Raw genomic sequence first — 13,346 nt, forward strand, 5'->3', positions numbered from 1 at the left:
TATTTTTAACAAAAAATTGAATCTCATTTTATTAACTTCTATAATACAATTTTTAATAATCCCATTTTTTAGGAACTATAATTTTAACTGATTTTTTATAACTTTAAATATAAATATTAGTTAATTTTACCTATTTATCACACTTTTTAGATAAAAAAAATGCAAATTTCCTTGAATTTTTTAAAAAAAATCTGTACAATAGAAATGTAATAAATTTTCTTAAAAGGATGTGCAATGAAAAAAGCTGATTTTATCAATGCTGTTGCAGAAAAAGCTGGATTGTCTAAAAAAGACACTCAAAAAGTTATAGACGCAGCACTTGAGACTATTACTGAGGCTTTGGCAAAAGGTGAAGATGTAGCATTTATTGGATTTGGTACATTTACTACAGCACAAAGAGCTGAAAGAGAAGCAAAAGTTCCTGGTACAAATAGAGTAGTTAAAGTTCCTGCTACAAGAGTTGTAAAATTTAGAGTTGGTAAAAAATTAAAAGAAGCAGTAGCTAAGTAATAATTCTTCATATTTACGGCCTTCGGGCCGTTTCTAACAAGATAAATTAAATCTTTTTTAAGTACTATCATTGTAAAATTCCAAAACATTTTGCCGAGGTGGTGAAACTGGTAGACACGCGAGACTCAAAATCTCGTGGGCTTTGCCCGTGAGGGTTCGAGTCCCTCCCTCGGTACCATACAGTGCGGGAGTAGCTCAGGGGTAGAGCACAACCTTGCCAAGGTTGGGGTCGCGGGTTCGAATCCCGTCTCCCGCTCCATATTTCCCCCTTTTATATTCTTCTTATTTTAATTATTATAAAATCTTATGGGTACCTCTATAATTCTACAAAATTATTTAAAGGATTGTTTTGAAAATTTTGATTGCGATTTCTGGTGCAAGTGGAGTAAATCTTGGATTAAAAGCATATTCTCTTATCCCTAAAAATCATCAAAAATACTTAATTGTAAGTGAAAATTCAAAGTTAGTCTCATTAAAAGAGCAAGGCTATAATATATTTAATAATAATGAAATCTGGGAAGGTCCAGCGAGTGGAAGTTTTGGTATCGATGCTATGATGATTATTCCTTGTTCAATGAATACTTTAGCAAAAATAGCTGTAGGTATTAGTGATAATCTTATAACAAGAGCTGCGAGTGTAGTAATAAAAGAGAAAAAAAAGTTACTTATTGCTCCAAGAGAGATTCCATTTAGTTCAATTGCTTTAGAAAATATGTATAAACTATCTTTATTAAATGTTATAATTGCACCTCCTATTTTGGGATATTATAGTGAACAAAAAAATCTTGATGATATGGAAAATTTTATAATTGGCAAATGGTTCGATTTAATTGGAATAGAACATTCATTATATAAAAGATGGGGTAAAAATGAATAAAGTTATCTATCCTGGAACTTTTGATCCTATAACTAATGGGCACGTTGATATAATAAAAAGAGCATCAAAACTTTTTGATGAAGTTATTGTAGCTATTGCTTTATCCAAAGAGAAAAAGCCGATGTTTGATATTGAAAAAAGAGTTTATATGGCAAAAAAAGCTACAAAAAAATATGAAAATGTAAAAGTTTTAACTTTTGATTCATTATTAGTTGATTTTTGTAATGAACAAAATGCAAATGTAGTTATAAGAGGATTAAGGGCAGTTAGCGATTTTGAATATGAACTTCAAATGGGATATGCTAATCAGTCATTAAAAACTGATTTGGAAACAATATATCTTATGCCAAATTTAAAAAATGCCTTTATTAGTTCATCTGTAGTTAGAACTATACTTAAATTTAATGGTGATGTTAGTCATTTGGTACCTGAAGAGATTGTTGAGGATTTAAAAATTAGTAAATAGTAAGAAGTGATCAGTAATCAGATAAAATTAATTACATACTGATCACTCATTACTAATATCGGAGCAAATATGTATGTTGTTTTAGAAGGAATAGATCGAGTAGGAAAAAGTACTCAAATTGAACTATTAAAAAAAGAGTTTAAAGATGCAATTTTTACAAAGGAACCTGGTGGAACCGAATTTGGAAAAAAAATAAGAGAAATTGTATTAAATGATTCAATTTCACCAATTGCAGAGGTTTTTCTTTTTTTAGCTGATAGAAATGAACATTTAGAAAAAGTAATAAAACCTAATATTAAAAGATTAATAATAAGCGATAGAGGATTTATTTCTGGTATAGCTTATGCCCATATTAAATCAAATCTATCTTATGAAAAACTTTTTGAACTAAATGAATTGGCTCTTGAGGAGATTTTTCCAGATAAAATAATTTTTATTGAAATTGACAAAAATGAACTTGAAAAAAGAATGCATATAGAAAAACTTGATTCAATAGAAAAAAGAGGAGTTGATTATCTTTTAAAAGTTCAAAATTTTATGAAAGAGGCATTAAATAGATCAAATATTAAGCATTTAATTTTAGATGCAAATGATGATGTTTTAAAAATAAATAAAAAAATAGTAGATTTTATAAAAAAGGGTTGATTATGATAAAAGCTTTAAGAGGTATGAAAGATATTTTACCTCCAGTTAGTGAAAAATATCTTCATTTTATCAATACCGCTTCTAAATTAGCCAATAATTTTGGTTTTGAATATATTGAAACGCCAATACTTGAAGAGACTTCACTTTTTAAAAGAAGCGTTGGTGAGTCAAGCGATATTGTTGGCAAAGAGATGTATGAATTTATAGATAAAGGCGGAAATAGCGTCTGTTTGAGACCTGAAGGAACAGCTGGAGTCGTTAGAAGTTTTATTGAGCATAAATTTGATAGAAAAGAGGGAATTTTTAGATATTTCTATTATGGACCTATGTTTAGATATGAAAGGCCACAGAAGGGAAGACTTAGAGAGTTTCATCAGTTTGGATGTGAAACATTTGGAGAGCCAAGTGTTTATGAAGATGCAAATATGATAATATTATTAAAAGATATACTAGATTTTTACAATATCGATTATACATTAAAAATAAACTCTCTTGGCTGTGAAAAATGTATGCCAGTTTATAGAAAAAAATTGATAGAGTTTTTAGATACTAAAGAAGCAAAAATTTGTGAAGATTGTATTAGAAGAAAAGCAACAAATCCTATAAGAGTGCTTGATTGTAAAGTCGATGCTTGCAAAGATGTATATGTAGATGCACCAAAGCTTTTAGATAATTTATGCGAAGATTGTAAAAAAGATTTTGAAAAACTGCAAGATATTTTGCAAAAAAACAAAATCTCTTATGAAATTGATATTTTTTTAGTTAGAGGGCTTGATTATTATACAAAAACTGCATTTGAATTTGTAAGCAGTTCGCTTGGTTCTCAAAATGCTATTGCAGGTGGAGGAAGATTTGATAGACTAGTTGAATTCATGGGAGGTAAACCAACTCCTGCAATTGGTTTTGCTATTGGAATTGAAAGAATATTAGATCTTATTGAATTGCCTCAAAATAAAAGAGAGGGAATATATCTTGGAGTTTTAACAGAAAATGCAAAAGATAAAGCATTTGAAATTGCTACAAATTTAAGAAAAAAACAAAAAGTTATTTTTATATATAATAAAAAAAGCTTAAAAGCACATCTAAAAGGAGCTGACAAATCAAATGCAAAATTTGCAGCTATTATCGGAGAGGATGAATTAGAGAAAAATAGTATATGGGTAAAAGATCTTGATGAAAAAAAAGAAGAGATTTTAAAAATAGATTTCTTTTTAAAAAAATTTGGAGAAATTGATGTTTGATTATGGAATAAAAATATGGTCAAACAATAACTTTTTCATTGAAGATGGTGTTGTTAAAGTAAATTATAAAAATAAGCCATCTTTACTTGAAATTACAAAAAAAATAAGAGAAACTGGTATCAGAGGGCCTCTTCTTTTAAGATTTCCTCACTTAATAAAAAAGCAGATTGATACTTTATATAAAGAGTTTCAAAGAGCTATGAAAACCTTCAATTATGAAGGTGGATTTAATGCTGTTTTTCCTCTTAAAGTTAATCAGTTTCCAAATTTTATATCATCTTTAGTAGATATTGCAAAAGAGTACAATTATGGACTTGAAGCTGGAAGTAAAGCTGAGCTCATTATTGCTATGGCATACAATAATAAAAATGCACCTATAACTGTTAATGGTTTTAAAGATAAAGGAATGATAAGCCTTGGCTTTATAGCTGCTAAAATGGGTTTTAATATAACTTTAACTATTGAGGGTTTAAATGAGTTAGAAACTATATTGGAAGTTTCTAAAGAGCTTGGTGAACCTATCCCAAATATTGGCCTTAGAATTAGACTTCATAGCTCAGGTATTGGAATATGGGCAAAAAGTGGAGGAATAAATTCTAAATTTGGTCTTACATCCACTGAACTGCTTGAAGCAGTTGAACTTTTAAAAGAAAACAGTCTATTAGATAGATTTAAAATGATACATTTTCATATTGGAAGCCAGATTAGTGAAATTGGCCCTGTTAAAAGAGCTTTAAGAGAGGCTGGCAATATTTATGCTGAACTTAGAAAAATGGGGGCAAAAAATCTAACTGCTATAAACCTTGGCGGAGGTTTAGCGGTTGAATATTCTCAACATGAAAATCTTCATACAAGAAATTATACAATTACAGAATTTACAAATGATGTTGTCTTTTTATTAAAAGAGATTGCAGAACAAAAAGGGGTTGTACAGCCAGATATTTTTACAGAATCTGGCAGATTTATAGCTGCGCCTCATGCAGTTTTAATAGCACCAGTTTTAGAACTCTTTAGCCAAGAATATACTGAGCGCGGATTAAAACTTAAAAAAAATAATCCTCCCCTTGTTCAAGAACTATATGATCTTTACAAAACAATAAATAGAAAAAATGCAATAGAGTATCTTCATGATAGTTTAGATCATATGGAATCACTGCTTACTCTTTTTGATCTTGGATATATTGATCTTCAAGATAGAAGCAACACTGAAATATTGGTTCATTTAATAATCAAAAAAGCGATTGAACTAACAAAAAAATCAAATTATCAAGAGCTAAAAAGAATTCAAGATAGAGTGCAAGAGAGATATCTTTTAAATTTTTCTCTTTTTCAAAGTTTACCTGATTTTTGGGGTTTAAAACAAAGATTTCCAGTTATGCCATTAAATATGCTAAATATTCAACCTACAAGAAGTGCATCTTTATGGGATATTACTTGTGATAGTGATGGAGAGATAGATTTTAATATAGATTATCCTCTATTTTTACATGATATTGATTTGAAAAAAGAAGAATATTTTCTTGCTTTTTTTCTTGTGGGAGCTTACCAAGAAATTTTAGGAATGAAACATAATCTTTTTACCCATCCTACAGAAGTTACTGTAGAGTTTGATGATAATGGATATAGTCTTGAAAACATTGTTGAAGCCCAAAGTATATTAGATATTTTATATGATATGGATTATGATTTAAATGAACTTCAAAGCAATCTAAAAACAAATCTTGCAAATTCAGAACTAATTGAGAGTGAAGAAAAAGAGAAAATTTTCGAATTATTAGCACTTATTTTAAATGAAAATAGTTATCTTAAAATGACACCTAAAAAGGAAAACAATGAATAAAATCTCTTTATGGGAGATCATTAAAGAGGATTTTTCTATTGCATTTCAAAGAGATCCTGCTATTAGATCTAAATTTGAATTATTAACTAACTATCCTGGTGTTTGGGCAATATTTTGGTATAGAATTGCAAATAGATTATATAAAAAAGGATTTAAACTTCTTGCAAGAATACTTATGGGAATAAATCAAATATTTACAGGTATTGATATACATCCAGCAGCTACTATTGGAAGAAGAGTATTTATAGATCATGGTATTGGAGTTGTTATTGGAGAAACAACAATTATTGAAGATGATGTTTTAATATATCAGCAAGTAACTTTGGGCGGAGTTAGTTTAGAAAAAGGGAAAAGACACCCTACTATAAAAAGTGGTACTGTTATAGGAGCTGGTGCAAAAGTTCTTGGAAATATAACTTTAGGCAAAAATGTGAGAATTGGGGCAAACTCTGTTGTTGTAAAAGATGTGCCAGATGACTCAACAGCAGTTGGAATTCCAGCTAGAATAATAAAAAAAGGTCTTGATAAATCGATGTTAAGTCACAATAAACTACCTGATATTGATAAAGAGATGTTTGAATACTTAATAAAAAGGGTGGCTATATTAGAGCATGCATTATTAACTGGTAACAAAAATATACTAAAAGAGGAAGAAGAGTTAGAACATATATATGAAGCCTTTATAAAATCTATGAAAAGTTAGTATAATTTCAATGGCACCTCTAAAACTTTAAAAGGATAGAAATGTTTTCAAAAAGAATTGAATCTCTTTCAGAATCATTAACTATGGCTATAACATCATTAGCAAGGGAGCTTAAAGCTCAAGGTAAAGATATTCTTAGTTTTTCTGCAGGCGAGCCAGATTTTGATACTCCAAAAGCCATAAAAGAGGCTGCAAAAAAAGCAATAGATGAAGGTTTTACAAAATATACAGCAGTTGAAGGTATTCCGGAGCTTCTTGATGCAATAAGTGATAAACTAAAAAGAGAAAACAATTTAGAGTATTCAAGAAAACAGATTATTGTTAGCAATGGTGCAAAACAGTCACTTTTTAATCTTTTTCAAACATTGATAGATGAAGATGATGAAGTTATTATTCCAGCACCATATTGGGTAACTTATCCAGAACTTGTAAAATATAGCGGCGGAAAGCCTGTTTTTATAGAAACTTCTGAAGAAAATGGATTCAAAATAACACCAAATCAATTAAAAAATGCAATAACTTCAAAAACAAAACTTCTTATATTAACAACTCCATCTAATCCAACAGGAGCAGTATATTCAAAAAATGAGCTTGAATCTTTAGCAGAAGTTTTAAAAGGTACAAATATATATGTAGCAAGTGATGAGATGTATGAAAAATTAACTTATGATGGAGAATTTACTTCCACTGCATCAATCAATGAAGATATGTACAATAGAACAATAACAATAAACGGCCTTAGTAAATCTGCAGCAATGACTGGATGGAGATTTGGTTATTTAGCCTCTGCTAATGAAGAGATGATAAAAGCTATGAAAAAACTTCAATCACAAAGCACATCAAATATCTGCTCTATTACACAAAAAGCCGCAATTCCAGGTCTTGATGGAACAATTGATAAAGATATTGAATATATGAAAAATGAATTCAAAAAAAGAAGAGATGAAGCAGTAGAGCTTTTTAATAAAATTGATGGATTAAATGTTATAAAACCTGATGGTGCTTTTTATCTTTTTGTTAACCACTCAAAAATAGAAAAAGATTCAATGAAATTTGCAAAAGAGTTACTGGAAAAAGCAGGAGTTGCTATAGTTCCTGGTATTGGATTTGGTAAAGAGGGATATTTTAGATTTAGTTTTGCTACTGATTTAAATACTATAAAAGAGGGAATTATAAGAATAGAAAATTTTATAAAAAACTACTAATCTTTAGGGTTTTGCCCTACCCCCTTCTTTTTTTACTTTAATATTTTGAAATCTATCATTTTTCTTCAAAAACTTTGCAATTTTCAGCTATTACAATTCTCTTTTGATATAATAAAGATAGTATGCCTTTATTAAAAATATGGAGAAAGCCGTGTATGTTACTGAAAGATTTTTTCTTCCAAATGACTTTAAAGAATATTTAAAAAATTTAAAACCAATTTTTGGATTTGGTGCATTTGGTGAAACAACATACTATAGAACATATAGTAGAAAAACAGGACCCAATTCTCATGAACATTGGCCAGATACTATTATAAGAGTAATTGAAGGTATTTTTTCTATAAGAAAAAACCACTATAGAAAATATAATCTTTCTTGGAGAGATGAAGATTATATTGAATTTGCTAAAAATATGGCAATAAATGCCTTTAAAATGAAATGGCTTCCTCCAGGAAGAGGCCTTTGGATAATGGGTACAGAATATATTTATGAAAGAGGAAGTGCTGCTTTATATAATTGTGCAGCAGTTGATACAACTGATCTTGTAAATGCGGCAGATTGGGCAATGGATATGCTAATGGTAGGAGCAGGAGTAGGTTTTAATACTGCTTGGGATGGCAAAGCAAATAAACCAGATAAAAAAAATTATCTAATTTATATAATAGAAGATTCAAAAGAGGGATGGGTTAAATCAGTTAGACTATTACTTGAGAGTTATATAAAAAATAGACCATTTTATCGCTTTGACTACTCTAAAATAAGACCTGCTGGAAGTGAACTAAAAATGTTTGGAGGAATAGCAGGTGGACCTGAGCCTTTAAAAAGGCTACATAAAAATATTGAAAAGACAATGGATGATTATATAGAAGGAAAAATAGATAAAACAAGATGTGTTGTTGATATTTTTAATGAACTTGGTGTATGTGTAGTATCTGGAAATATCAGAAGATCTGCTGAAATTGCCATAGGATCACCATATGATAAGACTTTTTTAAATTTAAAAAATTATGAAAAATATCCTGATAGAGCAGAGATTGGTTGGATATCGAATAACTCTATTTTAATAAAAGATATTAATGATTATAAAGTATTAGATGAAATAGCAGCATTAATTGAAAAAAATGGAGAGCCTGGTATATTAAATTTGGAAAATATGCAACATTATGGAAGATTTGGCGAAGAGATAAAAGATAAAGCATGGTTAAGTAATCCTTGTGGAGAGATTGCACTTGAGAGTTATGAACTCTGTAATTTAGCAGAAATTTTTATAAGCAGATGCGAAAATATAGATGAATTTTTAAAAATGGTTGAATATGCTACATTTTATGCCTCAACAGTTAATCTACTTCCAACTCATAGAGAAGAGACAAATAAAATTATTGCAAGAAATAGAAGAGTCGGTGTTAGTGTATCTGGTGTAGCAGATTTTATAGAAAAAAAAGGTTTTGAAACTCTAATAAAATGGCTAAGAGCAGGATATAAGAAAGTAAGAGAAATAAATAAAAATTTAGCAATTGGTGCTGGAATACCAATATCACTAAAAGTTACTGCAGTAAAACCATCTGGAACGATAAGTATCTTAGCTGGAACTAGCCCAGGTATGCATTATCCTCCATTTACTTATGCAATAAGAAGAATTAGAATAGGAAAAAATTCAGAGCTTGGAAAATTTTTAAAAGAATCAAATGTACCATATGAAATAGATATGTATGATGAAAACACTTATGTATTTGAATTTCCAATTAAATATGACAATCCTAAAAGTGTACAAGATGTAACTGTTTGGGAACAGATGATGATTTTAGCCACACTTCAAAGAGAGTGGTCAGACAATATGGTATCAAATACTATAGAATTTTCCAAAGAATATAAAGCAAAAGATATAGCAAATATTTTAAAAGAGTTTTTGCCTATGATAAAATCTGTAACTATGCTTCCAAAAAGTGATCACATCTACCCTCAAATGCCATTTTCTAAAATTAGTAAAGAGGAGTATGAAAAATTAATGAAATCTTTTCCTAAACTTGACTGGTCAAAATATACAGGTCATGAAGCAACGGGAGAGAGATTTTGCAGCTCTTTGAGTTGCACATTTAGATAGAAGGAGATAATTATTCTCCTCCTACTATGCCTTCATCTACATCTGGATTAATATCTTCTGGAATATAATCTTTTCCAAACTCTTTTTTTGCTAAGTTTAATGCATCTATTAAATCATCAATATTCTCATAAGGAATATGAACTTTCCATTCTGGCTCTTTTGCATTTCCATTTAAAGATATTCCAATACTTACAACAGGTTCGCTTTTCGGTCCATAAGGCTCTGTAACATGAGCTACTGATACTACACCCTCTTTTGTTCCATATAAATTAAAAATTTTTATTTCACTTTGAGTTTTAGCCATCTCTTCTCCTTTTTCTAACTTAACTATAATAAGTATAACAAATTTAATTTAAATTTTACTTTTTCTTTACAAGCCTTGCTAAAATTGCTTGAAGTTTTAACCACTCTTTATGAAGCATTAAAGGAAAACCAGCATAAGTTTTTCCACCTTCTATAGATTTTGTAACGCCACCTCTTGCAGCTATAATTGCAAAATCACCAATTTTTAAATGACCAGCAGTTGCACTTTGTCCACCCATCACAACATTTCTACCAAGAATAGATGAGCCAGAAATTCCAACTTGAGATGCCATTAAAACATTTTCACCTATAATAGAGTTGTGCCCAATTTGAATTAAGTTATCTAGTTTTGTTCCTCTTCTAATAACAGTAGAGTCAAAAACAGCTCTATCAATAGTACAGTTAGCACCAATCTCAACATCATCTTCTATAATAACATTACCATTTTGATATATTTTTATATGTCTGCCATCTTTTGTATGAGCAAACCCATACCCATCGCTTCCAATAACTGTACCTGAATGAATAATACAATTTGCTCCAATAATACAATCCCTATAAATTGTAACATTTGGATAAATTAATGTATTTTTCCCAATTTTTACATTATCTCCAACTACAACTCCACTCATCAAAGTAACATTATCACCAATTTCACTATCATAACCTACATATACATTTGGAGCAATTTTACAGTTTTTACCAATTTTTGGCTTATTTCCAGATATTTGATAAGGCTCTTTTGCAAAATATTTTGAAATATAAGCCAAAGTAAGATATGGTTCATCACTTACAAGAGCACTTACATTAGAGGGAAGTTCTTTTATAAATTTTTCATGTAAAATAACTGCAGCAGCATTTGTGGATTTTAAATCTTTTAAATATTTTTTATTTTCCAAAAAAGAGAGTTGGTTTGGACCTGCTTTATCAAGACTTTGTATACCTTCAATTTCTTTATCTTCACCAATATATTTTAAATTTAACTCTTTTGCTAAAAAACTTAATTTCATATATTTTCCTAAATTTTTAATTTAGATATTGGACATTGGGCATTAGGAATTAGGAATTGGGAATTGGGAATTGGGAATTAATTTCCTTCAGCCTTCAGCCTATTCCACTTCACAGCTTATCCCCTAACTTTCTAACTCACCTTATTCAACTACCTCTCTATTGCAACAACTCCACCTCTAATAATCTCTTTTGGATTAAATCTATCTAAAGCTTTTATAAAATAGCTCACTCTTTTTGGCTCATCTGCTACCATTACTATAATTCCATCTTTTCCAACATTAGCAATGCTTCCATTATAAGCTCTACATAAGGCCTCTATGTCAGCAAGTTTTTCACTTAACGGAACTTTTGCTAAAACCATCTCTTTTTCAATTAGCTCTTCATGTTCAATAACTTTATATACTGGAATTAGTTTATGAAGCTGTTTTATAATTTGTTCAATTACTCTTGGACTACCGCTTGTAACAATAGTTAATCTTGAAAATTTTGTATTTGGAATTGGAGCAACAGTTAAAGTCTCTATATTATATCCTCTTCCAGCAAACAGTCCAGAAATTCTTGATAATACTCCATGTTCATTCTCTACAATTACAGAAATAACTCTTCTTTCATTCATGATTAGTCCTTATACTCTAAAAGCATATTATATAAACTTCCGCCAGCTGGAACCATTGGCAATACATTTTCATATCTATCAATAATAACATCAATTATTGCTACTACACCTTTACTTATTGCATCATCAAGAGCTTTATCAAACTCCTCTTTTGTTTCAACTCTATAACCTATACCACCAAAACTTTCAGCTACTTTAACAAAATCGGGCTGCATTGAAAGGTCTGTTTCAGCATACCTTTTATCATAAAAAAATGTTTGCCACTGTCTTACCATTCCAAGATAGTGATTATTTAAAACAATATTTATAACTGGAAGCCTATATTCAACAGCAGTTATTAATTCTTGAATATTCATCAAAATTGATCCATCACCACTAAAATTTATAGATATCTCATCTTTTACACCTCTTTTTACTCCCATAGCAGCAGGAAATCCAAATCCCATAGTACCAAGCCCACCGCTTGTAATTAACTCATTTGGTCTAGTAAATGGATAAAATTGGGCAGTCCACATTTGATGCTGACCAACATCAGTTGATATTCTTGCTTTACCTTTTAGCTTTTCACCTACTCTTTGAATAACCCATTCAGGTTTTAACACCTCATCGCTATCTTCATATGTTAAAGGATGAAGCTCATCATATCTTTTTAATATTTCTCTCCAACTCTCATATCTATCTTTATCTACTTTCTCTTTTACTAATGGAAGCATCTCTTTTAAAACATTTTTTAAATCACCAACTATTGGATAATCTACATGTACAAGTTTTCCTATACTACTTGGATCTATATCAACATGTATAATTTGTGCATATTTGGCAAATTCACTTAGTTTTCCTGTAACTCTATCATCAAATCTTGGCCCTAAAGCAATTAAAAGATCTGCTTCGCTCATTGCCATATTAGCTGCATATGAGCCATGCATTCCAACCATTCCAAGAAGCAAAGGATCATCATATCTTAAAACACCTCTTGCCATTAATGTTTCAACAGCTGGAATTCCCGTAAAACTTACTAATTCTCTTACTAAATCTGCTGCACCACTTCTAACTATTCCGCCACCAAGATAAAAAACAGGTTTTTTAGCATTAGCTATAGCTTCTACTGCTTTTTTTATCTGTCTTTTGTTTCCTTTATATGTAGGTTTATAAGTTTCAAGTTTTATCTCATCTGGATAATTAAACTCTCCTATTTGAGCAGTAACATCTTTTGGTATATCCACATGAACTGGACCTGGTCTTCCACTTCTTGCAAGATAAAAAGCCTCTTTTAAAATTAAAGGAAGTTCATTTACATCTTTTACTAAAAAATTATGTTTTGTACAAGGTCTACTAATACCAACAGCATCTATCTCTTGAAATGCATCTGTTCCAATCATAGAAATTGGAACCTGACCACTAATTACAACTAATGGTATCGAATCCATATAAGCAGTTGCAAGACCAGTTACTGCATTTGTAAATCCTGGTCCTGAAGTAACAAAAGCAACACCAACTTTTCCAGTTGCTCTTGCATAACCATCTGCTGCATGGACTGCAGCTTGTTCATGTCTTGTTAATATATGTTGAAAATATTTATGTTTATAAATCTCATCATATACATTCATTATCGCGCCGCCAGGATATCCAAAAACTACTTCAACATTCTCTTTGCGCATAGCCTCAACAACCATACGCGCACCACTCATCTGCTCCATCATATCTCCTAAGCTTTTCTTTTTAATTAAAAACGACAAAATTTATCTTATGGGCACCTCTAAAAACTATTTATAATTCATAGAAGGCAAAGATGGTGTAAGATTTGGATGAAAAATTTTTGAGGTTTAGC

Annotated in this window: 13 protein-coding genes and 2 tRNA genes; 11 read left to right on the forward strand and 4 right to left on the reverse strand. The window is 30.2% G+C overall.

Annotated features, from left to right (window positions below):
* Positions 1-234: 234 nt before the first annotated feature.
* The 11 genes from QML81_RS08605 (at position 235) to QML81_RS08655 (ending at position 9,588) form a co-directional block, all read left to right on the forward strand.
* Positions 235-510: an HU family DNA-binding protein gene (locus QML81_RS08605; RefSeq protein WP_281951024.1), complete on the forward strand. Its 276-nt coding sequence runs from the start codon at positions 235-237 to the stop codon at positions 508-510.
* A 92-nt stretch (positions 511-602) separates the two neighbouring features.
* Positions 603-688, forward strand: a tRNA-Leu gene (locus QML81_RS08610).
* A gap of 6 nt (positions 689-694) precedes the next feature.
* Positions 695-769: transfer RNA gene (locus tag QML81_RS08615), tRNA-Gly, on the forward strand.
* A 90-nt stretch (positions 770-859) separates the two neighbouring features.
* Positions 860-1,387 carry a UbiX family flavin prenyltransferase gene (locus QML81_RS08620; protein ID WP_281951025.1) on the forward strand — a complete coding sequence of 176 codons (528 nt, stop codon included), beginning with the start codon at positions 860-862 and terminating at the stop codon, positions 1,385-1,387.
* Positions 1,380-1,853: a pantetheine-phosphate adenylyltransferase gene (gene coaD / locus QML81_RS08625; protein ID WP_281951026.1), complete on the forward strand. Its 474-nt coding sequence runs from the start codon at positions 1,380-1,382 to the stop codon at positions 1,851-1,853. Before QML81_RS08620 ends, coaD begins: the two co-directional genes overlap by 8 nt.
* 69 nt (positions 1,854-1,922) lie before the next feature.
* A complete protein-coding gene (tmk, locus tag QML81_RS08630) occupies positions 1,923-2,498 on the forward strand; it encodes a dTMP kinase (RefSeq protein ID WP_281951027.1) in 576 nt (191 codons plus the stop codon).
* A gap of 2 nt (positions 2,499-2,500) precedes the next feature.
* On the forward strand, positions 2,501-3,739 hold the full coding sequence (hisS, locus tag QML81_RS08635; RefSeq protein ID WP_281951028.1) for a histidine--tRNA ligase: 1,239 nt from the start codon (positions 2,501-2,503) through the stop codon (positions 3,737-3,739).
* Entirely contained in the window at positions 3,732-5,579 is a 1,848-nt protein-coding gene (speA, locus tag QML81_RS08640; RefSeq protein ID WP_281951029.1) for a biosynthetic arginine decarboxylase, read from the forward strand. The genes hisS and speA overlap by 8 nt, the downstream gene beginning before the upstream one ends.
* Positions 5,572-6,282, forward strand: coding sequence for a serine O-acetyltransferase (gene cysE, locus QML81_RS08645; RefSeq protein WP_281951030.1), 711 nt, complete (start codon positions 5,572-5,574; stop codon positions 6,280-6,282). The genes speA and cysE overlap by 8 nt, the downstream gene beginning before the upstream one ends.
* Before the next feature lie 41 nt (positions 6,283-6,323).
* Positions 6,324-7,487 carry a pyridoxal phosphate-dependent aminotransferase gene (locus QML81_RS08650; RefSeq protein WP_281951031.1) on the forward strand — a complete coding sequence of 388 codons (1,164 nt, stop codon included), beginning with the start codon at positions 6,324-6,326 and terminating at the stop codon, positions 7,485-7,487.
* A gap of 151 nt (positions 7,488-7,638) precedes the next feature.
* Positions 7,639-9,588 carry a glycyl radical enzyme family protein gene (locus tag QML81_RS08655; RefSeq protein ID WP_281951032.1) on the forward strand — a complete coding sequence of 650 codons (1,950 nt, stop codon included), beginning with the start codon at positions 7,639-7,641 and terminating at the stop codon, positions 9,586-9,588.
* Positions 9,589-9,598: 10 nt separating this feature from the next.
* On the opposite strand, the gene QML81_RS08660 is transcribed toward QML81_RS08655, so the two are convergent.
* The 4 genes from QML81_RS08660 to QML81_RS08675 all read right to left on the reverse strand — a co-directional run bounded on the left by QML81_RS08660 (position 9,599) and on the right by QML81_RS08675 (position 13,215).
* Entirely contained in the window at positions 9,599-9,892 is a 294-nt protein-coding gene (locus tag QML81_RS08660; protein WP_281951033.1) for a hypothetical protein, read from the reverse strand.
* Positions 9,893-9,947: 55 nt separating this feature from the next.
* Positions 9,948-10,901 carry a UDP-3-O-(3-hydroxymyristoyl)glucosamine N-acyltransferase gene (gene lpxD, locus QML81_RS08665; RefSeq protein WP_281951034.1) on the reverse strand — a complete coding sequence of 318 codons (954 nt, stop codon included), beginning with the start codon at positions 10,899-10,901 and terminating at the stop codon, positions 9,948-9,950.
* Positions 10,902-11,050: 149 nt separating this feature from the next.
* Positions 11,051-11,518: an acetolactate synthase small subunit gene (gene ilvN / locus QML81_RS08670; RefSeq protein WP_281951035.1), complete on the reverse strand. Its 468-nt coding sequence runs from the start codon at positions 11,516-11,518 to the stop codon at positions 11,051-11,053.
* Positions 11,519-11,520: 2 nt separating this feature from the next.
* Positions 11,521-13,215, reverse strand: a complete 1,695-nt coding sequence (locus QML81_RS08675; protein ID WP_281951036.1) for an acetolactate synthase large subunit — start codon at positions 13,213-13,215, stop codon at positions 11,521-11,523.
* Positions 13,216-13,346: the final 131 nt, after the last annotated feature.

The organism is Nitrosophilus kaiyonis (genome assembly GCF_027943725.1).
GTDB lineage: Bacteria > Campylobacterota > Campylobacteria > Campylobacterales > Nitratiruptoraceae > Nitrosophilus_A > Nitrosophilus_A kaiyonis.

Bases quoted from the DNA above. Each gene is read 5' to 3' on its own strand.
- QML81_RS08605 (WP_281951024.1), top strand. From the start codon at position 235: ATGAAAAAAGCTGATTTTATCAATGCTGTTGCAGAAAAAGCTGGATTG.
- coaD (WP_281951026.1), top strand. From the start codon at position 1,380: ATGAATAAAGTTATCTATCCTGGAACTTTTGATCCTATAACTAATGGG.
- tmk (WP_281951027.1), top strand. From the start codon at position 1,923: ATGTATGTTGTTTTAGAAGGAATAGATCGAGTAGGAAAAAGTACTCAA.
- hisS (WP_281951028.1), top strand. From the start codon at position 2,501: ATGATAAAAGCTTTAAGAGGTATGAAAGATATTTTACCTCCAGTTAGT.
- speA (WP_281951029.1), top strand. From the start codon at position 3,732: ATGTTTGATTATGGAATAAAAATATGGTCAAACAATAACTTTTTCATT.
- cysE (WP_281951030.1), top strand. From the start codon at position 5,572: ATGAATAAAATCTCTTTATGGGAGATCATTAAAGAGGATTTTTCTATT.
- QML81_RS08650 (WP_281951031.1), top strand. From the start codon at position 6,324: ATGTTTTCAAAAAGAATTGAATCTCTTTCAGAATCATTAACTATGGCT.
- QML81_RS08660 (WP_281951033.1), bottom strand. From the start codon at position 9,892: ATGGCTAAAACTCAAAGTGAAATAAAAATTTTTAATTTATATGGAACA.
- lpxD (WP_281951034.1), bottom strand. From the start codon at position 10,901: ATGAAATTAAGTTTTTTAGCAAAAGAGTTAAATTTAAAATATATTGGT.
- ilvN (WP_281951035.1), bottom strand. From the start codon at position 11,518: ATGAATGAAAGAAGAGTTATTTCTGTAATTGTAGAGAATGAACATGGA.
- QML81_RS08675 (WP_281951036.1), bottom strand. From the start codon at position 13,215: ATGGAGCAGATGAGTGGTGCGCGTATGGTTGTTGAGGCTATGCGCAAA.